Annotated in this window: 17 protein-coding genes, 1 tRNA gene and 3 pseudogenes; 13 read left to right on the forward strand and 8 right to left on the reverse strand. The window is 67.1% G+C overall.

Going from position 1 to position 25,787, the window contains the following annotated elements; translation table 11 throughout:
- Nucleotides 1-91: 91 nt before the first annotated feature.
- The 8 genes and pseudogenes from FHR90_RS14400 to tnpB all read left to right on the forward strand — a co-directional run.
- A pseudogene (locus FHR90_RS14400) lies at nt 92-232 on the forward strand (IS3 family transposase); the annotation flags it as partial.
- A gap of 39 nt (nt 233-271) precedes the next feature.
- Nucleotides 272-490 (forward strand): annotated as a pseudogene (locus tag FHR90_RS14405) (IS3 family transposase); the annotation flags it as partial.
- Between the two features lie 95 nt (nt 491-585).
- On the forward strand, nt 586-4,137 hold the full coding sequence (locus tag FHR90_RS14410) for a protein NO VEIN domain-containing protein (RefSeq protein ID WP_176622167.1): 3,552 nt from the start codon (nt 586-588) through the stop codon (nt 4,135-4,137).
- Between the two features lie 41 nt (nt 4,138-4,178).
- A complete protein-coding gene (locus FHR90_RS14415; protein ID WP_176622166.1) occupies nt 4,179-7,079 on the forward strand; it encodes a DUF1156 domain-containing protein in 2,901 nt (966 codons plus the stop codon).
- Nucleotides 7,080-10,412 carry a DUF499 domain-containing protein gene (locus FHR90_RS14420; RefSeq protein WP_176622165.1) on the forward strand — a complete coding sequence of 1,111 codons (3,333 nt, stop codon included), beginning with the start codon at nt 7,080-7,082 and terminating at the stop codon, nt 10,410-10,412.
- Nucleotides 10,413-10,613: 201 nt separating this feature from the next.
- Nucleotides 10,614-10,805, forward strand: a complete 192-nt coding sequence (locus FHR90_RS14425; protein ID WP_176622164.1) for a transposase — start codon at nt 10,614-10,616, stop codon at nt 10,803-10,805.
- 69 nt (nt 10,806-10,874) lie between these two features.
- The gene (locus FHR90_RS14430; RefSeq protein ID WP_176622163.1) at nt 10,875-11,024 is read left to right on the forward strand and encodes a hypothetical protein; all 150 of its coding nucleotides are present in this window, start codon (nt 10,875-10,877) and stop codon (nt 11,022-11,024) included.
- Nucleotides 11,021-11,194 carry an IS66 family insertion sequence element accessory protein TnpB gene (gene tnpB, locus FHR90_RS14435; protein WP_176622162.1) on the forward strand — a complete coding sequence of 58 codons (174 nt, stop codon included), beginning with the start codon at nt 11,021-11,023 and terminating at the stop codon, nt 11,192-11,194. Before FHR90_RS14430 ends, tnpB begins: the two co-directional genes overlap by 4 nt.
- Nucleotides 11,195-11,217: 23 nt before the next feature.
- Here tnpB and FHR90_RS14440 read toward each other — a convergent pair.
- Nucleotides 11,218-12,290 (reverse strand): annotated as a pseudogene (locus FHR90_RS14440) (IS3 family transposase).
- A 2-nt stretch (nt 12,291-12,292) separates the two neighbouring features.
- A protein-coding gene (locus tag FHR90_RS14445) for an IS3 family transposase (RefSeq protein ID WP_176622161.1) occupies nt 12,293-13,464 on the reverse strand; the annotation gives its coding sequence in 2 pieces (ribosomal slippage) (nt 12,293-13,200 and nt 13,200-13,464; 1,173 coding nt in all).
- Here FHR90_RS14445 and FHR90_RS14450 point away from each other — a divergent pair.
- Nucleotides 13,445-15,043, forward strand: a complete 1,599-nt coding sequence (locus FHR90_RS14450; RefSeq protein ID WP_183275456.1) for a glycoside hydrolase family 99-like domain-containing protein — start codon at nt 13,445-13,447, stop codon at nt 15,041-15,043. The genes FHR90_RS14445 and FHR90_RS14450 overlap by 20 nt on opposite strands.
- A 30-nt stretch (nt 15,044-15,073) precedes the next feature.
- Here FHR90_RS14450 and FHR90_RS14455 read toward each other — a convergent pair whose 3' ends face one another.
- Entirely contained in the window at nt 15,074-17,329 is a 2,256-nt protein-coding gene (locus FHR90_RS14455; protein ID WP_176624143.1) for a glycosyltransferase 61 family protein, read from the reverse strand.
- A gap of 190 nt (nt 17,330-17,519) precedes the next feature.
- Between FHR90_RS14455 and FHR90_RS14460 the strand changes: the two genes are divergently transcribed.
- Entirely contained in the window at nt 17,520-19,511 is a 1,992-nt protein-coding gene (locus tag FHR90_RS14460; RefSeq protein ID WP_176624146.1) for a rhamnosyltransferase WsaF family glycosyltransferase, read from the forward strand.
- 13 nt (nt 19,512-19,524) lie between these two features.
- Here the strand turns inward: FHR90_RS14460 and FHR90_RS14465 are convergent, their stop codons facing one another.
- Entirely contained in the window at nt 19,525-19,935 is a 411-nt protein-coding gene (locus FHR90_RS14465) for an acyl-CoA thioesterase (RefSeq protein WP_176624148.1), read from the reverse strand.
- 44 nt (nt 19,936-19,979) lie between these two features.
- Nucleotides 19,980-20,495, reverse strand: a complete 516-nt coding sequence (locus tag FHR90_RS14470; protein ID WP_183275457.1) for a hypothetical protein — start codon at nt 20,493-20,495, stop codon at nt 19,980-19,982.
- Between the two features lie 91 nt (nt 20,496-20,586).
- Between FHR90_RS14470 and FHR90_RS14475 the strand changes: the two genes are divergently transcribed.
- Complete coding sequence (locus FHR90_RS14475) at nt 20,587-21,231, forward strand: LolA family protein (protein ID WP_176622742.1); 645 nt, start codon at nt 20,587-20,589, stop codon at nt 21,229-21,231.
- 36 nt (nt 21,232-21,267) lie between these two features.
- On the opposite strand, the gene FHR90_RS14480 is transcribed toward FHR90_RS14475, so the two are convergent.
- From FHR90_RS14480 to lipB, 3 genes are all read right to left on the reverse strand, one after another.
- The gene (locus FHR90_RS14480; protein ID WP_176622744.1) at nt 21,268-21,804 is read right to left on the reverse strand and encodes a Dps family protein; all 537 of its coding nucleotides are present in this window, start codon (nt 21,802-21,804) and stop codon (nt 21,268-21,270) included.
- Nucleotides 21,805-21,879: 75 nt separating this feature from the next.
- Nucleotides 21,880-22,371 (reverse strand): GAF domain-containing protein, encoded by a 492-nt coding sequence (locus FHR90_RS14485; protein ID WP_176622745.1) that lies wholly within the window; start codon nt 22,369-22,371, stop codon nt 21,880-21,882.
- Between the two features lie 13 nt (nt 22,372-22,384).
- Nucleotides 22,385-23,056, reverse strand: a complete 672-nt coding sequence (gene lipB, locus FHR90_RS14490; RefSeq protein ID WP_176622747.1) for a lipoyl(octanoyl) transferase LipB — start codon at nt 23,054-23,056, stop codon at nt 22,385-22,387.
- Nucleotides 23,057-23,155: 99 nt separating this feature from the next.
- Here lipB and FHR90_RS14495 point away from each other — a divergent pair.
- Nucleotides 23,156-23,241, forward strand: a tRNA-Leu gene (locus FHR90_RS14495).
- A gap of 160 nt (nt 23,242-23,401) precedes the next feature.
- Entirely contained in the window at nt 23,402-25,756 is a 2,355-nt protein-coding gene (locus FHR90_RS14500; RefSeq protein WP_176622749.1) for an NADP-dependent malic enzyme, read from the forward strand.
- Nucleotides 25,757-25,787: the final 31 nt, after the last annotated feature.

The following is a 25,787-nucleotide window of genomic DNA, read 5'->3' on the forward strand; positions in this document are numbered from 1 at the left end:
GGCAATCGTTCCCGTGTTCGTCGTCATCGTCCTCACCCCTGAGGCGGAGACCGTCCGCTAACGGAGTGTCTCAAACAACCGTGGGGCGGAGGAGGAGGTCGAACTCGCTACCTTGCGCTGGGTGGATTGGTTCAATCACCGCAGGCTACTCGAACCCATCGGCAGCGTCCCGCCTGCCGAGGCTGAAAACACCTACTACGCCGCCCTTGAGGCAACGCCTTTGGCCGCATAGGATTCAAACCATTCAGTCTCCAACAAACCCGGCGCGGTTCACGGTGCGCTGATTTCCATGTCCGGCAAAGGCAATGGCAATAGCTATGACAACGCTATTGTCGAGACCTTCTTCAAAGCCCTGAAGTCCGAACTCGTCTGGCGGACCGTCTTCATGACCCGGGCCGACGCCAAAACCGTCATCGGCCGTTATATCGATGGTTTCTACAATCCCGTCCGGCGGCACTCGTCGCTGGACTTCATCAGCCCCGCCACCTAACGAAAGGCAAGCGGCCTGACCCAAAACAGCTCTCCACTTTTCCGGGACAAGTCCACCCCCTATCGAACGGCAGTTGGGCGTGACATGGTTCAGGGATGTCCGAAGGCACTCCAATTTTTGACGCACTGAAGCCTGGCGCGCGTGTCCGCGGTCTGGTCGCAGGCTTCGTGGCCGAGATCGTGCAGGTGAGCCATTTTGGTGCGAATGCGGCGAATGTTGTCTACCGAGCCGATGGGCGGGTCGGCGAGCGCCTTCTTTATCGCGGTGAGGATCTAAGCCTCCAGCTGGTTGAAGGTGGCCGAGGCTACGGATTTGACGCGGATGGCGCCCTTTTGCGGCTCGCCTCTGAAGCTTATCGGGTGCGCCTGGCGCACCTGTTTGACCCTTATCTCGCCATAAGCGCGTCGCAGATAGAAGCTCTCCCCCACCAGATTACCGCCGTCTACGCGGAGATGCTGCCGCGGCAGCCGCTGCGTTTCCTGCTCGCTGACGATCCCGGCGCTGGCAAAACGGTCATGGCCGGCCTCCTCATCAAGGAGCTGCTGATCCGCGGCGACCTGGAGCGCTGCCTGATCGTGGCGCCGGGAAGCCTCGTGGAACAATGGCAGGAGGAGATGGCCGAGAAGTTCTCCCTCGGCTTTGACGTGCTGACGCGCGATCAGATCGAAGCCTCCATCACCGGCAATCTGTTCGTCGAGCGCAATCGGATGATTCTTCGGCTCGACATGGCGGCTCGCTCGGACGAGCTGAAGGCAAAGCTCGAGGCTGCGCCGGAATGGGACCTTGTCATCTGCGACGAGGCGCACCGGATGGCAGCGTCCTACTTCGGCGGCGAGGTCAAGGAAACGCAGCGCCACAAGCTAGGCAAGCTGCTCGGCGCGCGCACGCGCAACCTGCTTCTAATGTCCGCCACGCCGCACAACGGCAAGGAAGCGGACTTCCAGCTGTTCATGGGCTTGCTCGACGCCGACCGTTTTGAGGGCCGGTTCCGGGAGGGCGTTCACAAGGCTGACGTATCAGACATGATGCGGCGACTCACCAAGGAGGAGCTGTATCGATTCGACAACACGAAACTGTTCCCCGAGCGCCGCGCCTACACAGCGAGCTACGCCCTCTCGGAAGAAGAAGCAGACCTCTACCAGGCTGTCACGACCTACGTCCGCGAGGAGATGAACCGTGCCGACCGGAGCGGCGACGGTGGACGGCGCAACAGCGTTGGCTTCGCTCTGCAAATCCTCCAGCGGCGCCTCGCCTCGTCCCCCGCCGCCATCCACCGCTCACTGGAACGGCGGCGCAAGCGGCTGGAGGAGCGGCTCGCCGAGGAACGTCTGATGCGGGACGGCGGCGGCTCGCTGGGCCGGGCGCCGGCGCTGCCGAGCTACGATCCCGACGACTTGGACGAGGCGCCTGGAGAGGAGCAGGAGCAGGCCGAAGACCAGATCGTCGACTCCGCAACGGCCGCGCAGACGCTCGCCGAGCTGGAGGCGGAGATTGCTATCCTGCGCGACCTGGAGGCGCGGGCGCTGCGCCTTAAGCTGTCGGGCCGTGACACGAAATGGCGCGAGCTGGAGTCGATCCTCGACGACCCGATCATGCTGGAACCCGCGACCGGGCTGCGGCGAAAGATCCTGATCTTCACCGAGCCTAAGGACACGCTGGAGTACCTCGCGCAGAAGATCGGCAGCCGGATCGGCGATCCCGCCGCCGTTGTGACAATTCATGGCGGCGTCGCCCGGGAGGCGCGTCGCGCCGCCATCGCGGCGTTCAACAGCGACCCGACCGTGCGCGTGATGATCGCCAACGACGCCGCGGGCGAAGGCGTGAATCTGCAGCGTGGCGCACACCTGATGGTCAATTACGACCTGCCCTGGAACCCGAACCGGCTGGAGCAGCGCTTCGGGCGCATCCACCGCATCGGGCAGACCGAGGTCTGTCATCTGTGGAACCTCTGCGCCGCGAACACGCGCGAGGGCGAGGTCTATCGCCGCTTGTTGGAGAAGCTGGAGGAGGCGCGCGCCGCGCTCGGCGGCAAGGTCTATGACGTGCTGGGCGAGCTTTTCGAGGGGCAGGCCCTGCGAACCCTTCTCGTCGACGCAATCCGTTACGGCGATCGGCCGGACGTGAAGGCCGAGCTGTTCCGCAAGGTCGACGGTGCGGTCGATGTCGAGACGATCGAGACGCTGGTTGCCGAGCGCAAGCTCACGTCTGAGGGCCTCGACCCTCGCGCGGTAACCGCTATCCGAGAGGAGATGGAGCGTGCGCAGGCGCGACGGCTCCAGCCCCATTTCATCGGCGCCTTCTTCCGCGAAGCGTTCACCACGCTCGGTGGCCGCATCTCCGAGCGCGAGACGGGCCGCTACGAGATCACCCGCGTTCCGGGCGTGCTGAAGGATCGAGATCGGCTGATCGGCCGGGGCGACCCGGTGCTGGACCGCTACGCACGGGTGACGTTCGAGAAGGCTTTGATCGCCGGACAGCCGCAGGCGGAGCTGCTAGCGCCAGGCCATCCGCTGCTCGAAGCCGTGGTCGACGTGATATTGGAGCGCTTTCAGCCGTTGCTGACCCAGGGCAGCGTTCTGGTCGATGACGCGGACGAAGGAGAGGCGCCGCGTCTCCTAGTCTATCTCGAGCACGCCATTGGCGACGGGCGCTTCGGCCGCTCCGGCGAGCCGCGCGTGATCTCACAGCGGCTCCAGTTTGTCCACCTGACGGAGGACGGGCGCTCGGTGGACGGTGGCTCCGCTCCCTACTTGGACTACCGGCCGATCGCGGCCGAGGAACGCAGCGCGGTGGCGGAGGTGATCACCGCGCCATGGCTGGCGGACGGCGTGGAACAGCGCGCGCTCGGCTACGCCATCTCGACTCTCGTGCCGGAGCATCTGGCCGAAGTGAAGCGTCGCCGCCTGACTGAGATCGACAAGGTCGAACGCGAGGTGCGCGCGCGGCTGACCCGGGAGATCAACTACTGGGACGCGCGCGCCGCTCGCCTCCGGGAGGAGGAACGCGCGGGCAAGGAGCAGCGCATCAACGCCCAGAACGCGGAGGCGACGGCGCAGCGCATGGTCGACCGGCTGCACAAGCGCCAGGGCGAGCTGGAGCGCGAGCGGCAGATCAGCGCGCTCGCGCCGGTATTGAAGGGCGCGGCGCTGGTGATCCCCCGCGGGCTCCTCCAGGCGAGGTTGGCGCCTAACGAGCCCGAGCCGCTCAACCACTTCTCCGAAGACCCCGCCTCCCGCGCCGAGGTGGAGCGGCTGGCGATGGAGGCGGTTGCGGCTCACGAGCGCGCGCTGGGGAACGTGCCCCGCGATGTCTCGGCCGAGAAGAAGGGCTGGGACATCGAGAGCCTCGACGGCGCGACCGGCCACCTGCGCTTCATCGAGGTGAAGGGCCGCCATGCCGAGGCGCGTGACGTGATCATCACCAAGAACGAGATCCTCGCCTCGCTCAACGCGCCCGACGCCTTCCACCTCGCGCTCGTGCTGGTCGATCGCGGTTTCGCGCATCAACCCGTCTACGTGCAGCGCTTCTTCCGGCGCGAGCTGGGCTTCGCCGAGACGGCGGTGGTCTTCAGCCTGAACGATCTGCTATCGCTGACGCGGAGGCCGCTCGCCGGCACGGATTCGCGGATGGAGACAGCCGTCGCCTGACCTGCCCGGCTTCTACGCATTTGGATTAGGGTAGAGGGCGCGTGACAACGGCGGTTCGCAAGAAGCTTATCGAGGTCTCCATCCCGCTGGAGGCGATCAACGCGGCGTCGGCACGAGAGAAGTCGATCCGGCACGGGCATCCTTCGACGCTCCACCTTTGGTGGGCACGCCGTCCGCTGGCGGCGTGTCGGGCGGTGCTCTTTGCGCAGCTTGTGGACGATCCGTCGGCGTGGCCCGGCCGCTATCCGTTCCCGGAGATTGCCAACGATGAAGACGCCGAGCGCCGCCGCCTGCACCGGGTGATCGAGGCGCTGGTGCCGTGGGAGGCCTCGAATGACGAAGCCATCCTCAACGCCGCGCGGTGGGAGATCGCGCGCTCGGTGGCCTGGGGCTTGGGCGAGGAGCCGCCGCCGCGAAGCGATGGCAAGGCCATTTTGGACTACCTCCAGACCAAGGCGCCGCCGGTCTACGACCCCTTCTCAGGGGGTGGGTCGATCCCGCTGGAGGCGCAGCGCCTGGGGCTGCGCGCCTATGGGTCGGACCTAAACCCGGTCGCGGTGCTGATCGGCAAGGCGCTAGTGGAGATCCCGCCCAAGTTCGCCGGCCTGCCGCCGGTTAATCCGGCAGCACAGGCTGAGCTGAAGCGGGGTGGCCGCTGGCAGGGAAAAGGCGCGCAGGGCCTCGCCGACGACGTGCGCTACTACGGCCGGTGGATGCGCGATGAAGCGGAGAAGCGCATCGGGCATCTCTATCCCAAGGCGGAGCTGCCGGACGGGTCCGAGGCGACGGTGATCGCCTGGCTGTGGGCGCGCACGGTGAGGTCGCCCGATCCGGCCGCGAAGGGCGCGATGGTGCCGCTGGTATCGTCCTTCATGCTTTCGACCAAGGAAGGCAAGAAGACCTGGGTGGAGCCGGTGATCGACCCGGCCGCCTCGAATGGTTGGCAATTCGAGGTGCGCACGGGCGCGCTGTCGAAGGTGGACGAAGCCAAGCTGAAAGAGGGCACGATCGGGCGCAGTGGCGGCGGCACCTGCATCCTGACCGGCTCCTCGATGCCGTTCAGCTACATCCGAGAGCAGGGGCAGACGGTTGGGCTCGGCGTGCGCCTGATGGCCGTGGTCGCCGAAGGTCAGCGCTCGCGCGTCTACTTGTCGCCATCGGATGAGCACGTTCGCGTCGCCGAGTCTTCTAAGCCGGCCTGGGAGCCGGAAGGCGAGCTGCCGAACAACCCGCGCGACTTCAAGACTCCGAACTACGGCATGAAGACCTTCGCCTCGCTGTTTACGCCGCGGCAGCTAGTGGCGCTGACGACCTTTTCTGACCTAGTTGCCGAGGCACGTGAGAAAGCCCTTACGTGCGCCCTCGACGCCGGCCCGAGCGACGATGCGCGAGCGCTCCACGAAGGCGGTATCGGCGGTGAGGCCTATGCGGACGCAGTGGCGACGTACTTGGCTTTCGCGGTAAGCAAGTCGTCAACTCGATCCTGCACCCTGTCCATTTGGGAAACTGGAATGGGTAGGCTGGCCGGCGCCATGGGCCGTCAGGCGCTGCCGATGCAGTGGTCTTATGCAGAAACCAATCCGCTTGCAGGCGCGGGCGGCGATATTGCGGGAACGGCCATCTCGGTCGCCGAGAACCTTCAAAACCTCGGTCGCGTCGGCCCTGGCCAGCTTAAGAACCTTGCAGCCCAAAAGAATAGCTTTGCCAACACTCCGGTCGTCATCTCTACTGATCCGCCATACTATGACAACATCGGATATGCTGACCTGTCCGACTTCTTCTACGTATGGCTCAAGAAGTCGATCGGAGCGACATGGCCACAGCTTTTCCGACGCCTGACAACTCCGAAGGATGAAGAGCTCGTCGCTACGCCGTACCGTCACGGAGGTAAGGACGGTGCTGAAACCTTCTTCATGACGGGAATGTTGGAAGCACTCGCGGCGATGCGGGGCGCAGCGACAGAAGGCGAACCGCTCGCGATATACTACGCCTTCAAACAAGCCGAGGTTGGGAGCGATGGTATCACCTCGGCCGGTTGGGCGTCGTTCCTTCAAGCTGTAGTTAGTTCGGGATTGATCGTCGACGGCACTTGGCCGCTACGAACAGAGGCGACCAACGCGCTTAAAGCTGCGATGAACGCTCTTGCCTCCTCGATCGTCCTCGTCTGTCGCAAACGCCCCGCGGACGCGCCGGTAATTGCCCGCGCGGACTTCATGCGGCTGCTCAAGCGCGAACTTCCCGATGCTATCGACGCGATCCGCAGAGCAGGCGTCGGCCCTGTCGACATGCAGCAGTCCGTGATCGGTCCCGGCATGGGCGTGTTCAGCCGGCACGCCAAGGTGCTGGAGGACGACGACAGCGCCATGACCGTCAAGACGGCTTTGGCGCTGGTCAACCGCGTCTGGGAAGAGATCGAGAACGAGCTCGACGCCGCCTTCGACGCTGAGACGCAGGTCGCGCTCGCCTGGTACGGCTCCTACGGCTTCGACGCGCGACCGTCGGGGGAGCTGATCACGCTGACCACGGCCAAGAACACCTCCGACCGTGCGCTCTTCCAGTCCGGTGTGTTCGAGAACCTGTCCGGCCGCGCCGCACTGGTCGGCCGCGACAAGCTGCCGGCCGACTGGTCGCCGGCCGCCGACAAGCACCTCACCGTGTGGGAGTGTGTGCAGCACACCGCCGCTCGCCTGAACGCGGAGAACGGCGGCACCGAGGCTGCCGCGCGGCTGGTCGCACAAATGGGCGCTAAGTCGGCAGACGCGCTGAAGCTCGCCGACCGGCTGTTTCACGTCGCGACCAACAAGGGATGGTCGGCCGAGGCGCTGGTCTACAATGAGCTGGCGGAGGTCTGGCCCAAGCTGGAGGACGCGGCGTCCGCAATTGCCGTTGGCGCAGGTCAGGCTGCGCCGGCTCAGCGTGGGCTGTTCGAGGGGGTAGCGTAGGTGTCGACGGAAAAGGAGACGCTCCAGCGCGTCCAGGGCGCGCTCTACCACCTGCGCCGCGGCCTGACGCCGTTCGTCGAGGCTCGGATGAAAGGGCGACACGGGGGGAATTGGCTGCACTACGCCAGCCGCGCCGCCGGCGGCTCGCCGAACGCGCCGCTCGACGAGTATGGCCTGCTCAAGACCATGATCGACAGCTGGCGCGAGGTCTTCGACGACGCGTTCCCGCGCAACGAAAAGCATAAGGTCCGCAACTTCACCTCGATGGCGCTGGAAGCGCGCAACGCTACCTCACATCTGTCCATCCCGCTCCAGGACGAGGAGGCGCTCCGCTACCTCGACGCCATCCACTGCCTGCTGAAGGCGGTGAAGGCGCCCCCCGCCGAAACGGCCGAGGCGAAGAAGCTCTACGACACCCAGCGCGCCTCGGGGCTCACCCCGCCCGCGACGCCGCTCGCCGCCCCGGCGCCCGCGCCTTCCAGCCGTGAGACGCTGTCGCTGGCCTTAAGCCGCCCCTTGGCGGAGGAGGGCTCGGCCAAGGCGCTCAAGCCTTGGATCGAGGTGGCGCTTCCCCATCCGGACGTGCTCGCCAACCGGTTCAAGGAGGCGGAGTTCGCTGCCGACCTCTTCGCCGTGGACAGCGGCAACGTCGACCCGACCAGTGACTATGCGACGCCAAAGGGCTTCTTCGGCATCACCTTCCTGACCGAAGGCTTGAAGCGGGTGCTGACCACCGCCCTCCAGCGGCTGAGCGGCGCTGGCGGCGACCCGGTGATCGGGCTCCAGACCGCCTTCGGCGGCGGCAAGACGCACACCATGTTGGCCGCCTACCACCTGGCGGCCAGCGACGACCTCGCCGTGCTGCCTGGCGTGGCACCGCTTGCGCAGGCGGCCGGCGTGACCGCCTGGAGACGGCCGAAGCTCGCCGCCTTCGTCGGCACTTCCGAAGGCGTAGACACCCGTCTGGCGCTCAAGGACGGCCCGCAGGTCCACACGTTGTGGGGTTATCTCGCGTGGCGGCTGGCCGGGCAGGCCGGCTACGACCTGATCGCGGACGCCGACCGGGCGCGAACCAATCCCGGCTCGCGGCTGCTGGTCGATCTCTTCAAGCTCTCCGGCCCCGCGCTGATCCTGCTGGACGAGCTGGTCGCTTACGCCCGGCAGCTGCCGGATGACCGCTTCGAGGCGTTCCTCTCCTTCGTCCAGTCACTGACTGAGGCGGCCAAGATGGCGCCCGGCGTGCTGATCATCGGCTCACTGCCCGAGAGCGATCTTGAGGCGGGTGGCGAGAAGGGCGTCGCGGCCCTGCGCCGGCTTCAGAGCGTGTTCGGCCGCGTCCACTCGCCCTGGCTGCCCGCCTCGGGCGACGAGACCTACGAGATCATCCGCCGCCGCCTGTTCCAGACGCTCGACAGCGACGGTGAGCGGGCGCGCGACGAGACGGTCAAGGCTTTCCACGATCTCTACAAGAAGAACCCGGCCGAGTTCCCACCTGAAGCCAAGGAAGCGCGCTACGCCGAGCTGCTGCGGCTGTCTTACCCCATTCATCCCGAACTCTTCGACCGCCTGTCGAAGGACTGGGCCAGTCTGGAGAAGTTTCAGCGCACGCGCGGCGTGCTACGCTTCATGGCCAACGTCGTCGGCGTCCTCTGGCACGAGCAGAAGCGCGATCCCCTCATCACGCCGGCGCGGGTGCCTGTGGCGCATGAGCGCGTGCGCGCGAGCATCCTCTATCCGCTCGACCCGGCATTTGGGGCGGTGATCGACAAGGAGGTGGACGGCGACGGATCGCTGCCGCAGCGGATGGAGGCGAACCCGACGCGGCGGATGACGCAGTTGCGGGCGGCTACCCGCGCGGCCCGCGCGGTTTTCCTGTGCTCGGCGCCGCTTGTGGGACAACCGAACGCTGGCCTGACGGGGCCGGGCTTGCGCCTTGCATGCGCTGAGCCCGGCGATCAGCTCGCGATATTCGGGGAGGCGCTGCGGGAGCTGAGCGAGCGCGCGACCTACCTCTATGAAGAGGCAGGGCGTTACTGGTTCTCAACCCAGCCCACGCTCAATCGCCTCGCTGACGACCGAGCGAAGGCTTTTCCAGAACACGAGGTTGACGATCGGATCGTCCAGACCTTGCGCGATGATGCCCGCACGACCGGTGGCTTCCGCCGGGTCTTCGCTGCACCTGACGACGCTTCTTCGATCGACGAAGCGGAGGCGCTATCCCTCGTCGTCTTGGCGCCGTCCTCTCCGCACTCCGGGAAGAGCGCGGCCAAGTCAGCGGCAACCGATGCGGTGGCCGACTCTGTCACACGCTGCCGCGGTGGCCAGCGCCGGTTCCGAAACACGCTGTTCTATGTGGCCGCTGACGAAGCTGCGCTCGCAACGGCGCGCGAGGCGATACGGCGCGGAATGGCCTGGCGTGAGATCGCCGGCGACGAACGGCTTAAGGCGCAACTGCCCGGCGCTCAGATAGATGATGCGAAGCGAAAGGCGGCGTCTTACGGCGAAGGGGCCGTCCAGGCCGTTCGTGCGGCATGGGTGCATATTCTGTACCCGGTCAAGACCGAGCAGACCGAAGTCGGTCGCGCCTTCGACCTCGAGCAGCTCACCATCTCATCCCGGGAGCGACCGGCCGTCCCCACGGCTGTCTATGACAAGATCGGCCCAAAAGGCGACAACGTCGCCAAGGAGAAACTCGGGCCGGACAACTTTTGGAACCAGCTCAAGCCTCTCTGGCCCGAAGATCGGTCGCATCTGCCGGTGAGGGAGGTCGCGGAGTGGTTCGCCTCCTACGTCTACCTGCCGAAGCTGAAGGATAGGCTGGTCCTGGAGCAAGCTGTTCGCGACGCCGTCGGCAAGCTCGACCCCGCCTTCGGCTACGCCGACCGCGTTGATGACGCGGGCAAGTATGAACGGCTCATCTGGGCAAAGGGCGTTCCCGAGATCCTGCCGGAGACCGCCGTGCTGGTCCGCGCCGAGGTCGCCTCAGCGGCGGCAATCAGCCGGCCTGCCAGCCCGCCCGCAATGCGGGTAGAGCAACCCGGTTCGACTACCGGCGACAGCCCGGCGCCAAATGCTAACGCATCTACACCGCCCGCCAAGCCGACGCGCTTCTTTGGAACTGTTGAAGTCGACATGTTGCGCCCGGTGAAAGCGTTCGATGCCATCCTGAACGCGGTGGTGATGGAGCTCCAGCGCAATCCGTCTGCCAAGATCAGGCTGACGCTGGAGGTTGAAGCCGAGGCGGTCGACGGCTTCGAGGAGAACGACATCGGAGTGGTTCGCGACAATGCGCGTCAGCTGAAGTTCAAACCTGAGTCGACAGGTTTTTCTTGAAACCTCCTATGGTCGTTACAGAATTAGCGTTAGCTATCAGACTCATCCCGTCGTAAATCGTTTCCCTCTTCCATTCCGGTGCCGCTTCTTTTGATCTGCGCCGATGTCCGCTTTGGAGGTAAGCGTCCGGTCAGGCCCGCCTTCTTGTCATGATCTGGTGGGGTGATCTTACAAGCGATCTTTGGAGCGCTTGTAAGGACAATGCTGGACGGTCGGATTGAGATCATCACGGGGCGGGATCGCCGCCGGCGCTGGAGCATTGCCGACAAACTCAGGATCGTCGCCGAGGCGGAGGAGCCCGGTGCCTGCTTTGCGCATGTCGCTGATCGCAACGAGGTCACCCGGGGGTTGCTGTGGAACTGGCGGGCGCATGTGCGGCGCGGGACGCTTTGACTGGAACCGCCCGCGTCGTTCTTACCTGTGCATCTGGCGGAGGGGATGCCGGCGTCAGGGTCGCGTCCCGTGGCACCGATCCAGCCACCTCCGCCGGTGCAGCCGACCGCGCCCGCAGACCGGATCGAGATCGAGCTTCCCGATGGCAGCCGTCTGCGCGTTGGTTCAGACGTGAGCCTTGTCGCGCTGCGGCGGGTGGTCGCGGTGCTGCGTGGATGATCGCGCTGCCGCCCGGCGCGCGGGTCTGGCTCGCCGCCGGGACCACCGACATGCGTCGTGGCTTCGATGGGCTGGCCCGCCAGGTGCAAGAGGTGCAGCGGCTCGACCCGTTCAGCGGGCATCTGTTCGTGTTCCGCGGCAGGCGCGGTGATCTGCTCAAGTGCCTGTGACATTGCCCCTTACGTGTCCTCGTTCATAAGCAGGATCCTGTTTCGATATGCCGCTGAAGGCGGCGTGTTGCAAAGGCTGTCGGCGTGAGCCCGTTCAGGCTCGTGTGTGGACGGGCCTGATTATAGTCGGCTCGCCACGCTTCGATGATCCGGCGCGCAGCGGTCAGGCTGCCGAACAGGTGCTCATTGAGGCATTCATCACGGAACCGTCCGTTGAAGCTTTCGACAAACCCGTTCTGCTGCGGCTTGCCCGGTGCGATGTAGTGCCACAGCACGCCGCGCTCCTCCTGCCATCGCAAGATCGCATGCGACGTCAATTCGGTGCCGTTGTCGCTGACGATCATCAGGGGGCGACCACGCAGCGCGACGATCCGGTCCAGCTCACGCCCCACCCGCAGGCCCGGCAGCGACGTATCGGTGACCAGGCCAAGACATTCGCGGGTGAAGTCATCCATGACAGCCAGCACGCGGAAGCGTCGACCAGTGGCCAGCGCGTCCGACACGAAATCGAGCGACCAGCGTTCGTTCGGTGCCGTCGGCAGAGCCATCGGCGATCGCGTGCCCAGAGCCCGTTTCCGGCCGCCCCGCCTGCGAACGCCGAGCTTCTCCTGCCGATACAGCCGGAACAGCTTCTTGTGGTTTACCTGGATGCCCTCCCGCTGCAGCAGGATGTGCAGCCGCCGGTAGCCGAAGCGTCGACGCTCATCCGCCAGCCGGCGCAGACGCTGCCGGATTTCCGTGTCATCCGGGCGCCGGCTGGCATAGCGCCAGACCTTCGGGGCCAAGCCCACCAGACCGCATGCTCGGCGCTGCGAGTAGCCCTTCTGTTCGATCGCTCAGGTCGCGGCAGAACGCCGCGAACCGGGCGTCAGAAGTTTTTTGCCAACAATTCCTTCAGCGTCGACACGTCCAACATCGACTCCGCCAGCAGCTTCTTGAGCTTGGAGTTTTCCTCCTCGAGCGCTTTCAGCCGCTTGGCCTCCGAGACCTCCAAGCCGCCATATTTCGAACGCCACGCGTAGAACGTCGCGTCGCTGATCCCGTGCTTGCGGCATAAGTCGGCCTGAGCAGCCCCCACCGGGTGGTCCGGGTAGATAGTTAGTGCATTGTCGTCTCCGCCGCCATTGCCGGGCGCAGGTGGAGCGAAGCGGAACCGGAGGCCGGCGATGGCGGCGTCGCCGCTTCTGGTGCGGGTGGGCGATAGCCCAGGCTGCTATGTGGCCGGATGGTGTTGTAGTGGCGCCGCCACGCCTCGATCAGCACTCTGGCCTCGGCGAGGCTGTAGAAGATCTCTCCGTTAAGCAGCTCGTCACGCAGCGAGCCATTGAAGCTCTCGTTGTAGCCGTTCTCCCATGGCGAGCCTGGCGTGATGTAGAGCGTGTTCACGCCGATCTGCCCAAGCCATTTCTGGACTGCGGTGGCGATGAACTCGCTGCCGTTGTCCGATCTGATATGGGCAGGCGGGCCCCGGTCAATGAACAGCTCGGCCAGGGCCGCCAGCACATCTTCGTGGCGAAGCTGACGGGCGACCACCAGCGCCAGGCACTCGCGGCTGGCCTCGTCGATGATCGTGAGGATGCGGAACTTGCGCCCGTCGTGCGTCCGTGCCTCGACAAAGTCGTACGCCCAGATGTGCCCGGGATATTCCGGCCGCAGCCGAATACACGAGCCATCGTTCAACCACAGCCGACCACGTTTCGGCTGTCGCTGAGGCACCTTCAGCCCCTCGCGTCGCCAGATCCGTTCCACCCGTTTGTGGTTCACCGACCAGCCGGCCGCATGCAGCAGTGCGGTTACCCGGCGATAGCCGTAGCGCCCGTACTGCCTGGCCAGCGCGACGATGTCGTCGGTCAGCGCCTCCTCGTCATCTGCCCCACACGGCACTTTGCGCTGCGTCGACCGATGCTGCCCGAGGACGCGGCACACCCGTCGCTCGGACACATCCAGCACCTCACGCACCTGGTCGATGCACCGCCGGCGCCGTGCGGGGCTCAGAAGTTTCCCCGCGCCGCCTCCTGCAGGATCAGCTTGTCCAATGTCAGGTCCGAGATCGCGCGACGCAGCCGGAGGTTCTCCTTCTCCAAATCCTTCATCCGCCGCGCCTGATCCGTCTTCAGACCACCATATTCCTTGCGCCATCGGTAATAGGTCTGCTCGCTGACTGCGATGCGCCGGCATGCCTCGGCCGTCGTGCCGCCCTGGCCCAGCATGATCTCAACCTCACGCAGCTTGCCGATGATCTCCTCGGGCTTGTGCTTCTTCGCTGGCATTCGTCGTCCCTTCCTCGATCCAGACTGTCATAGTCGATGGACCACTCAGAAGGGGGCAGCTCAGATCCACGGCGCTCATCGTATCCATTACAAAACGATCATACGGCCGTCATGTCTGGCTGTCGCCGTCTTTCTGCTGGCGATCGTCCCGTCGGTCGCCGCACCGCTCTATCCGCGCGCCGGCGCGTCCTCCGCCGCACCGGGCCATCCGGCCGTCGCGGCGCTCGATGGCGGCGGTTGGCGCGCCGCCGGACCGGCGCCGCAATGGCTGGTCGTCGATCTCGGCATGCGCAGCCGGCTGCACGCTGTCGTGCTGCGCCTGCCCGGCGGTGGCGCACCGCACATCACTCTCTCCGGCTCCGACAGCGGTGCGACCGCGCCGCCCGACGGCTGGACCCGTCTCGGCGTGATCGAGGCCGGCCGGGCGGGCAGCGCCTCCATCGCGCTGGACGGGATGGCGCGCTTCGTCAGGCTCACCTTCGATGCCGGGCCGGCGGCGGTCGATGCGATCACCGTGGACGCGACGCCGATCGTCGATTCCGGCGCGGACACGCTGCCGCCACCGCCCGCCGGCATCGCGCCGCTGGCGGTCGTCGAGAGCTGCGACCTGTGGTCGTCGCCGGCGATGTGGGCGTCGCTGCGCGACCGCGCGCCGCGCAGCCGCCCGTTGACGGGGGTCTACGACGATGCCGATCCGCTCGTGATCGACGCGCGCATCCGTCTCGCCCGCGGCGCCGGGATCACTGCGTTCCAGTCGTGCTGGTTCCGTCAGAAGGGCAATGCGGGCCAGCCGGTGATGACCGAATATGACGGTGCGATCCGGGCGTTTGCCGACACCGCCCGGCTGCGTGGCGCGATCCGCTGGTCGCTGCTGTGGGACAACGCCAACCCGGCCGGCGACGGTGTCACGGATGCGGGCGACTTCCTCGATCACGTCGCCGCGTTCTGGATCGCGGCCTATCTCGACCGCCCGAACTATCTGCGCGTGCAGGGCCGGCCGGTGATCGCGATCGCCAGCCCGGAACGCCTCGCCGGGCAGCTCGGCGGCGAGGCGGCCGCCCGCCGGACGATCGCGGCGTTCCGCGCCGCCGCCCGCCGCGCCGGTGTGGGCGATCCGTTGCTGATCGCGGTCAACAACGCCTCTCCCGCCGCCGACAACGCGCTCGCCAGCCGCATCGGCTTCGATGCGGTGATGGCCTACGCATCGCCGATGTTCACCGGGCTGCTGCCCGGGCCGCATCCCGATGCCGCGCAGGTGCTGGATGCGGAGAGGCGCGCCTGGGCGGCACGGCTGGCGCATTCTCGGCTGCCACCGCTGGTGACGGCCTCGATCGGCTATGATGCGTGGCCCTGGTCGGGCGTGGAGGCGGGCTACCATCTCGATGCGCGTGCGTGGCGTGAGCTTCTGCATCAGAGCTTCGTCCGCGCCCAGGCGCTGCCGCCCGGCCAGCCGGGTCATGCGCTGCTGTATGTCGACAACTGGAACGAATATGGCGAGGGCCATGTCATCGAGCCCAGCCTCGCCTGGGGCAGCAGCGCACTCGACGTGCTGGGCGAGGTGCTGCGCCAGGGTCGCTGACCGCCGGTGCCGGAGTTTTCAGACCGGCCCTCAGCCGGACATGCGCGAGAAATGCTCGGTGATCAGCGCGTTGTCGGGGGCGAGCTCGGCTGCGCGCGCCGCGGCGGCGCGGGCGGCGGCGGGGCGGTTGAGATCGCTCTCGGCGAGGCTCATCACATAATAGTAGACGGCATTGTCGCCGAGCGCATCGAGCAGCAGCCGGGTCAGCAGCCGCGCGTCGGCCGGCCGCTCGGCCATCAGCATCGCCCGCAACACCGCCTGCATGATGGTGTCGTTGCCCGGGTTCATCGTCGCCGCCGCGACACCGACGCGCAGCGCATCGTCCATGCGCCCGGCGTCGGCGAGGGCCAGTCCGCGGCGATAGATCATCACGCTCTGCTCGTGCACCGCCGCGTTCGTCGGCGCACCCAGCAGGTCGAGCAGCGGGATCAGCCGCAGCGCACGCAGCGCGCCGGCGAGGCGCGCGGCGATTGCCTCGTCGTCGGGTGCGAGACGATAGGCGCGTCGCAGCGGCATCAGCGCGCGATCGTTCGACCCGCGTGCGATCAGCGCGTCGGCGACCTCCAGCAGCAGCCCCATGCTGCCATGCGCGTGTTCGAGGAAGTCGAGCTGTCTGGCCAGCGCCTCGTCCTCGCGCCCGGCCTGGCGCAACAGGCTCACCTGGCGGCGGCACAGTTCCTCGTCGGTATGGTCGAGAGCCACGGCACGGCCGGCGGCCTCGAGCGCACCGTCGGCGTCGCCGCGCTCGGCGAGAAAGATGCTCAGCAGGTAATGGTTCGATGCCACCGACTGGCCACGCCCGATCAACTCGCGCAGCAGCGCCTCCGCCTCGTCGATGCGACCGAACCGGTAGAGCACGGTGGCGCGCTGGTTGAGGTAGGTGGCGTTGCCCGGCGCGAGCGCGGTGGCCGCCTCGGCGGCGGCAAGCGCGGCATCGTAGCGGCCGCGCGCATCCTCGACGATCGAGCGGAAATGCAGCAGATGCGCCGCCTGCGGACTGTCGGGGGCGAGATGGCCCGAGCCCTGTTCGAGCAGTTCGGCTGCCGCATCGTTGCCGCGGAACTTCAGCATCAGCGCGGTCGCGTGTGACAGCATCTCGCCGTTGGCCGGGCACAGCCGTGCCGCGACCAGCGCCGGCTCGAGCGCGGTTTCGGCCGCGACCGCGCATCCGTCGTGGTCGATCTGGCGATGGAAGCGGATCTGGCTCTCGGTGTAGTGCCACCATCCCTCGTAGTCGCGGTCGAGCTCGGCGCGGCGCCCGGGCGGCAGGCTGATGGTCTGCGCGGCACCACGCAGCAGCCCCTCGTCGCGCAGGAAGCCGATCGTGCTGTCGAGATCGAGCATGAACGGGCCGGTGATCGGCTTTGACGGCAGCGCGGGCGAGGTCATGGCCTGGTAGTAGGTGGCATCCGCCTCCATCAGGTCGTCCAGCACGTAATAGCCGCGATAGGCCATGCCGCGGCACAGATGCACCACCTTGCGCGCTGGCGGTGCGAACAGGCCGAGGTGCATGGCACTTCCCTGCAGACCGAGCAGGGTGTTGTCGGCGCGGAACAGGCCGGCCTGCTCCGCCGGGGGCAGGCGCTCGGGAATGACGATGTCCCAGCCATCACGCTTGAGTACGTCCTCCAGCTCCTGCTCGCCGACGGTCAGTGCGATCGTGGTCTGGCTGCGCGACAGGAACACCCGGCCGCGCTGCTGCGGATCGTCGATGCGTGCGCGACGGAAGGTGTCGCGATAGGCGTGCGTCACGTGGTGGTGGTAGGTGAAGGCCGGGGCCGGCACGATGAGTTCGTCGACGCCGGTGCGCTCGTCGACGATCACGATCCGCTCCGGCGGCAGCCCGAGCAGTTCGAGAAAGCCGGTCTGGTAGGCTTTGAGCGTCGGCGCGCCGTCGGTCAGGAACAGCCATGGCAGGTCGCCCGTCTCGGGCAGCGCCCAGAGCCGCGTGGTGGCCTCGAGCAGGAAATGGCCGAAATGGTTGAAAGCGACGCCGCCGAACACGGCGCGCGGCAGCGTGCGCGCGACCGGCAGTCCGGAATCGGTCTGGTTGCGACGGATGCCGTTGCGTCCGTCCGAGCGTTCGTAAAGAGCTTCGGTGACGGCCTGTCCGCTGCTGTCGAACACGCCCCCGGCGAGCTCCTCGAGCAGGTTGCCTTCCATGGTCGGTCGCACCGGGCTGACGATGGCGCTCTGGACATTGACGAAACCCGGCGACCGGGGATCGATCCGGTATTGCCGGTTATAGGCGAGGGACGGTTCATCGAAACCGACAAATCTCTGCACGCGCGCGCCCCGTTCGTTCGACGCCCATCATACGAGTGGCGCAACAAACCGTATAGCCTGGCGATGTCACGGCTGCGCAAGGATGCGATTGCCCAAGGCGGCACGCTGCGGTTAGGATTCGGCCCGATCCGCAACGGGGCGCTGGAACATGCCGGAATCGGTTGCCGAACATGACCGCGGGTTGGGCTGTGTGGATGAAGAACTTCTCCGTGTCATCTCGGAGGAGCAGAATATTCTACCAAATGAGATCGATCTAGTCAGGATCGTCAATGCTCACAAGCTGAGCGATCTCCACAGCAAGCGGCAGATCAATCCGCTGTTTGACGAGGACTGGTATCTGTCCCAAAATCGCGACGTCGCCGAGGCGGTGCTTGCGGGAAACTTCGCCTCCGGGTTCGTGCACTTCATCCGTTTCGGCATTTTCGAAGGGCGCTGGCCGAACCCGGTGATGGCGGCGGCCTGCGTCGCACCGGAGGCGGTGCAGCCCTATCGCGACGAGATCGATGTCGAGGCCTATGCCGCGGCCAATCCATCGGTGGACGAATTCCTGCGTCATTTTCCTGTCATAGACGCGCTCGTGCACTACAATTTCTTCGGCCGCCGTCTCGGGCTGCGTCCGCCCGACAGGCCGGTGGGTGTCGACGTCGCGGATGACGGCGGTGCGCAGCTGGACCTGCTGCACGATTCCTTCGATCCCGCCTGGTATCTCGACCAGTACCGTGACGATGTCTCGATGCTCGGGTTCGAGGATGATCCGTTCGCGCACTATCTCATCGAGGGCATGCGCAAGGGGCTGTCGCCGTCGGCCGAGTTCGACGAGCATTTCTACCGACTCTTCTATCCCGAGATCCAGGCGGCGATCGACCGCGGTGACATTCCGTCAGGCTTTTACCATTTCCTGCTCGCCGGCCGCGCCGAACGGCGGCTTGGCCGTTTCGACCTGAAGGCCACGCTCGAGGCGCGCATTCCCGGCGTGACGCGCCCGGTGCTGCTCGAACGCATCCGCGATATCGAGGTCAGGATGCGCAGGCGCGTGCTCCATGCCGACGAGGCCGAGCCGCGACGGGTTTGGGTGCTGCTGCCGACGATCAACCCCGACATCACCTTCGGCGGCTATCGCGCGGTGCTGGAACTTATCCGGCGCCTGCATGAAAGCGGGCGTCGGGTCTGCGTGGTGTGCACCGAGGACGGCAACGCCAACCGCAAGTATTTCCTCTATCGCGAGAGCTCCGAGAAATTCCGCCGCGTGTTTGCCGAGATCGAGATCCGCGAGTACTTCGACGGCTTCGACCTGCGTTTCAATCCACGCGACACGGTGATCGCCTATTCGCTGTGGGATCTGTATGCCGCGGCCGACATGCGCGCGATCGCGCCCGAGGTCAGGGTGGTGCTGCTCGCACAGGAATACGAGCCGATCTTCTACGACAACAACTCCGCCCGTGCCCTGGTTGAGCAGGCCTACAACATCGACCATCACGCCCTCATCAACAGCCGTTTCCTGCGCCGCTATTTCGAACGCCATCGCGTCGGCGTGTTTGCGCATGACGAGCCGCCCGTCGAGGGGCGCGACTATCTGGTCTTCGAGCATCGCATCAACCTGCTCAAGCGACAGACCGCGCAGCAGATGCGCGAGCGTCCCGAACGCATCCTCGTCACCTACGCGCGGCCCGAAAGCCATGCCGCGCGCAACATGTTCGAAATCCTGGTGCTGGCACTGCGGCGGCTGTGCGCGGAGGGCGCCTTCGGGCCGGAATGGCACTTCATCGGCCTAGGTGCGCTGTCGGAACTCGAGCCGGTCGAGCTTGGCGGCGGCCATGTCCTGTCCATCCATCCGAAGATGAGCGAGGAGGAATACACCCGCTATGTCGGCTCGATGGATATCGGCGTCAGCCTGATGTATGCGCCGCACCCCTCGGTGGTACCGTTCGAGTTCGCCACCACCGGCGCGCTGGTGGTGACCAATACCTTCGAGAACCGTTCGGCCGCACAGCTCGCCGAGGTGTGCGCCAACATCATCGCCGGGCCGCCGACCGTGGACGGGCTGGTGGCGTCGCTGCGCGAGGCGATCCGGCGGGTGCCGTTCTTCGAGGAGCGCGAGGCGCGCATCTTCCAGCCGCACAGTTCCGACTGGACGGAGATCCTCGACGATGCGCTGATCTCGTTCGTCGACCCGACCGACTGAGCTTGCGTCGGCCTCAGCCCGCTTCGGGCTCGGACGAGATCACCCGCGGCCGCTTGTCGTCGCCGATGGCCACGAACACGAAGGTCCCTTCCGTCACCTTGCGCTGCGCGGAGGCGTGACGCTGCCGGCACCAGGCCTCGGTGCGGATCTGCATCGAGGTGCGGCCGAGCCTGAGCAGGCTGGTATAGATGCTGAGCTCGTCGCCGACGGTGACTGCCGACAGGAACGTCAGCCCGTCGATCGCCACCGTCACGCAGCGCCCGCCGGAGGTGCGTGCCGCCAGGCTGCCGGCGGCAAGGTCCATGTGCGAGACGATCCAGCCGCCGAAAATCTCGCCGGCCGGGTTGGTGTCGGACGGCATGGCGATGACGCGGATCGTCGGCTGCGCCTCGGGCGGCATGGCAGGAGCGTCGGCGGTCTGCATCTGGGGGACATCCTCCGCTGCGGGCTTTGTCGATGTGGCCTGTGTCACTGTGGCGGCTCGATCGGCGGCAGGTGCGCGATCGCATCGTCGAGGATGCGCGTGCCTTCGGCCGTCTGGCCGGCATCGAGCGCACGGCGCGCAGCACCCAGTGCCGAGATCAGCGGGGTCTCGATCGGCTGGCTGCCGGTGCCGACCTCCACCGAGCGGTCGAGCAGCCGCGTCTCCGCCTCCTCGACCAGCTGGCTGGCGGTGACGGCCTGTCCCGAGGCGGCGAGCTGTCGCGCGGCGCCGAGAATTCCGGGGACGGTGTCGGGATGCGGCGGGACCGTCATTGTCTCGGGCGGCGCCGGGGCCGGCACGGCCGCACCGGGCGCTGCGGCGGCGGGTGCGGCTGCCGGCGCGGACGCTGCGGGCGGGGCGGGGTGATCGAGCAGACCGGTATCGTAGGGCGGCACGTCCTGGGCCACGGCGGTGCCGGCACCCGCGATCCTCGGCCCGGTGAGCAGCAGCCCGGCCAGCAGCGCCATCGCCCCGTAGTGCCGCGTCGCCAACCCGCCCATCGATGCCCTCTTGCCATGAACCGGCGGCGATTTTCCCCTGCCGCGCGTATGGCTTATCATGAGAATGGCCGAAAGGGAGAGTGGACCGACGATGCGCGACGAAAGCCCCGATCCCGGCAGGCGGCGCCTCCTGCGCGCGGCCCTGGCCCTGGCCGGCGCGGCCTCGGTGTCCGGGCTGGCCGGCTGTGCACAGGACGTGCGCCCCGCACTGTCAGCGCAGGATTCGGACGATGTGGCACGGGTCGAGGCCTATCTGAACCGTCTCGGCGCGTTCGAGGCGCGTTTCGAGCAGGTCTGGCCCGATGGCGGCGAGAGCACCGGCACGGCGTTCTTCCTCGCCCCGGACCGGCTGCGGCTGGTCTACGATCCGCCGACGCGAATGGTGATGGTCGCCGCGGCCGGAAAGCTGGTCCTGCACAACTATGCCAACGAGTCCGTCACCCGTGTCGGGCTGTCCGGCAATCCGCTCGGGCTGCTGCTGCGCAAGCCGGTGACGCTGTCCGGCGCGATCACCGTGACCTCGGTGCAGCGTGCGCCGGGCGTCGTCGCCCTGTCGCTCGCCCGCACCGACAACCCCGCCCAGGGCCTGCTGACGCTGACCTTCGCCGACTCACCCCTGCTGCTGACCGGCATCGAGATGGTGGATGCCGCGGGTCACGACACCCGCCTGCGGTTCTCGAGCCAGCGCCGCCCCGACGCGCTGGACCCGTCGCTGTTCGACACCGCCACCGCCTGACCGCGCCCCGTTCCGGGCGCGGCCGGGGCGCGATCCTCAGCTGTTGGCGCCGGGGTGGGTGCGGGTCGATTCGAACAGGAACCAGGCGCGGCGCTCGGTCTCGTCGATCCAGTTCTCGATCAGGCTGGCGGTGGCGACGTCGTTGTACTCGTCACACACGGCGTGTACCGCGCGCAGCTCGGCGGTGAGCTGGCGGTTGTCGTCGCGCAGCTCGGCGAGCATGTCCTGCGGCGTGACATAGGCCGCATCATTGTCCTTGATGCGCTGCTCGCGGGAAATCTGGCCGATCGAATGCAGCGTGATGCCGCCGATCTTGCGCGCCCGCTCGGCGATCGGATCGGTCATCGCGAAGAGCTGGTCCCCCTGCTCGTCCAGCAGCAGGTGATAGTCGCGAAAGGCCGGGCCGCTCATGTGCCAGTGGAAATTCTTGGTCTTGAGATAGAGCGCGAACACGTCCGCCAGCAGCGCGTTCAGCCCGGCGGTGATGTCGCGTGTCGCATCCGGTTTCAGGTCGGTCGGGGTGCCGAGAAATTCCTGGGCGAGGCGCTCGCCCGCCTTTGACTTGATCGCCATCGGTCCGCTCTCCTTGGGTCGGTCGTGATTCGAGCCAGTGCTGCAACGTTTCAAAAGCGGCCGGGTTCGGCGCGGCTACAGATCGCTCGCTTCCACATAAAGCCGGGCAAGGGCCTCGAACCCGGCCTGGTCGTCGGCATCGAAGCGGCCGGGGACCGGGCTGTCGAGATCGAGCACGCCGAGCACCGCCCCGTCCCGCATCAGTGGCACCACCAGCTCCGAGCGCGAGGCGGCGTCGCAGGCGATGTGGCCGGGAAAGGCGTGCACGTCGTCGACGCGCTGGCTGCGCGCCTCGGCGACCGCGGTGCCACACACGCCGCGCCCCACTGCGATGCGCACGCAGGCGACCCGGCCCTGGAACGGACCCAGCACCAGCTCATCGGGCGTGCGCAGGAAATAGAACCCCGCCCAGTTCAACCCCGGCACCTGCGCGAAGACCAGCGCCGAGAGGTTGGCGGCGTTGGCGATCGGATCGCGCTCGCCCTGCACGAGGGCTGCGAACTGCTCCGCCAGTTCGGCGTGGAAGGCGATCTTGTCGGTGGTCTCGATCGTCGCGGTCTCGAACATCGCCCCATCACCCTCAACTGAAGATCTGCGCCCAACTCGCCTGCAGGGCGTCGTCCACTGCCGCCATATCCGCCTGCACCCCGAGCGCTGCAAGGGAGGTGACGCCGAATTCGGTGATGCCGCAGGGCACGATGCCGCCGAAATGCGACAGTTCGGGGGCCACGTTGAGCGAGATGCCGTGCCAGCTCACCCAGCGGGTGATGCGAACGCCGATGGCACCGATCTTGGCCTCCGCACCGGTGCGCGGGTCGACCACCCAAACGCCGACCCGGCCCGGCCGGATCAGCCCGGTGACGCCGAAGTGGGCGAGGGCGGCGATCATCCAGCGCTCCAGCCCGTCGACATAGGCGCGCACGTCGCGGGCGGGGACGGCGCCGTGCGGCCGGGTGAGGTCGAGCATCACATAGGCCACGCGCTGGCCCGGGCCATGATACGTCCACTGGCCGCCGCGGCCGGCCTCGAAGGTGGCGAAGCCCTGCGGGTTGAAGAGGTCGGCCGCGCGCGCCGAGGTGCCGGCGGTGAAGGTCGGCGGGTGCTCGACCAGCCACACGCGCTCGCCCTGCGTGCCGTCGCGGATCGCGCTCACACGCTCGCGCATGGCCTCCAGCGCCGAATCGTAGGCGGTCAGGCCCTCGCTTCTCGCCCAGACCAGCTGGCCGGACGGATCGGAGATGCCGTCGTGCAAAGTTTCTGTCCCCAGGTGATTGAACGCCGCGCGGGCTTCGGTTATAGCGCCTCACCCGATCGGCGTCGCCCCTTCCAGGGGCGGCCCGGTGGTCACGGTGCGGTCGTGGCGGAACGGTAGACGCGCAAGCTTGAGGTGCTTGTGGGGGCAACCCCGTGGAAGTTCGAGTCTTCTCGACCGCACCATTTCCTTCGGCCATGACCTCGATGGCCTCCGGTTTTCCTTCCGCGGCGCGATCCGCCCAATCGCTGTAAATTCGGCCGCCGGCATTGCCGATAGCCCGTCCGTGTGCTCAGTGCGCGATCATCGGAACGATCTTGGCACGGGGCAGAGCAGGCAGACGACATGGACGAGGATTTCCGCAGGGCCGCGCTCGACTATCACCGGCTGCCGCAGCCGGGGAAACTCACCGTCGAGCCGACCAAGCGCATGGCGACGCAGCGCGATCTGGCGCTCGCCTATTCTCCGGGTGTGGCCGCCGCCTGCGAGGCGATCGTCGCCAACCCGGCCTCGGCGCGCGAATACACCGCCCGCGGCAATCTCGTCGCGGTCATCTCCAACGGCACCGCGGTGCTGGGCCTGGGCAATATCGGCCCGCTCGCCGGCAAGCCGGTGATGGAGGGCAAGGCGGTCCTGTTCAAGAAATTCGCCGGGATCGACGTGTTCGACATCGAGGTCGACGCCCAGGACCCCGACCGCTTCATCGACGTGGTCGCGGCCCTGGAGCCCACCTTCGGCGCGATCAATCTCGAGGACATCAAGGCGCCGGAATGTTTCCGCATCGAGGAGACGCTGCGGGCGCGGATGAACATCCCCGTTTTCCATGACGACCAGCACGGCACCGCGATCGTCTGCGCGGCGGCCGTCACCAACGCGCTCAAGCTGCGCGGCAAGCGGCTCGAGGACATCAAGCTGGTGACCTCGGGCGCGGGTGCCGCGGCGATGGCCTGCGTGGACCTCCTCGTCAGTCTCGGCCTGCGCGAGGACGCGGTCACGCTCACCGACATCAAGGGCGTGGTCTACGAGGGCCGCGAGCCCGACATGCCCGCCCGCATGGCCCGCTATGCGCGGCAGACCGATGCGCGCACCCTCGGCGACGTGCTGCACGGTGCCGATGTATTCCTCGGCCTCTCCGCGCCGGGCGTGCTGCGCGAGGAGTGGCTCGACCGGCTCGCGCCCGACCCGGTGATCATGGCGCTGGCCAATCCCGAGCCGGAGATCCTGCCCGAGAAGGTGGTCGCCACCCGGCCGGACGCGATCGTGGCGACGGGGCGTTCGGACTACCCGAACCAGGTCAACAACGTCCTGTGCTTCCCGTTCATCTTCCGTGGCGCGCTCGATGTGGGCGCGACCACCATCAACGAGGAGATGAAGCGCGCCGCCGTCGAGGCGATCGCCGATCTGGCCCGCTTCGAGGTCAGCGAGGAGGTCGCGCGCGCCTATGGCGGCACCGCGCCGATGTTCGGACCCGACTACATCATCCCCAAGCCGTTCGATCCGCGCCTGATCCTTCAGGTCGCCCCGGCCGTGGCCCGCGCGGCCATGCAGACCGGCGTCGCGACCCGTCCGATCGCCGATCTCGAGGCCTACAAGCGCGACCTGGAGAAGTTCGTCTTCCGCTCGGGCAACGTGATGCGCTCGGTGTTCCATGGCGCGCGCAAGCAGCGCAAGCGCATCGCCTATGCCGAGGGCGAGGACGAGCGCGTGCTGCGCGCGGTGCAGACCATCGTCGATGATGCCCTGGCCGTCCCGGTCCTGGTCGGGCGGCGGCCGGTGATCGAGCTCAAGATCGCCGCCCTCGGCCTGCGCCTGCGGGTCGGCGAGGATGTCGAGGTGGTCGATCCGAACGCCCACGACCCCGAGTTCGAGGCGCTGCGGCCAGCCTATGCGCGGCTGGTCGACCGTCGCGGCACGCCGCCGGCGATGGCGCACCGCCAGCTCACTACCCGGCCCTCGGTCGCCGCCGCGATGCTGCTGGCGGCGGGAAAGGTGGATGCCGCCCTGGTCGGCGGGACCGGCGACTGGTGGCGCCACAATCACTACGTGCTGCCGATCATCCCCAAGCGCGACGACGTCGAGCGGCTCTATGCGCTCACCGCGCTGATCCAGAACAACGGTGTTCTGTTCTTCTGCGACACGCATTTCAACATCGATCCGACCGCGTCCCAGGTCGCCGAGATGACCATTCTCGCCGCCGAGGCGGTACGGCGCTTCGGCATCACGCCGCGCGCGGCCCTGCTGTCGCACTCGTCGTTCGGCTCGTCGAATGCGCCCAATGCCCGCAAGATGCGCGAGGCGCTGGCGCTGCTGCGCGAGCGCGCCCCCGACCTGGTCGTCGATGGCGAGATGCCGGCCGATGCCGCGTTGAGCGAGACGGCCCGAGAGCGGCTGATCACCTCCAGCCCGATTCGCGGCACCGCCAACCTGCTCATCATGCCGACGCTGGATGCGGCCAATATCGGCCTGACCCTTCTGCGCGCCGCCGCCGACGGGCTCCAGGTCGGGCCGATCACGCTCGGCGCGGCGCTGCCGGTGCATACGCTGTCGGGCAGTGTGACGGCTCGCGGCATCGTGAACCTCAGTGCCTACGCGGCGTTGCAGGCGCAGAAAAACGGACCGGCTGGTCAGGACGGGAAAAATCGCCATCATATCGCCACTGACACGAATCAGACCTCCCCTGTGCCCGTCGCTGCACCCTGATCCTGCCCATTCCGCCTGCTGACGAAGGACT

The organism is Endobacter medicaginis, from assembly GCF_014192375.1.
GTDB lineage: Bacteria > Pseudomonadota > Alphaproteobacteria > Acetobacterales > Acetobacteraceae > Endobacter > Endobacter medicaginis.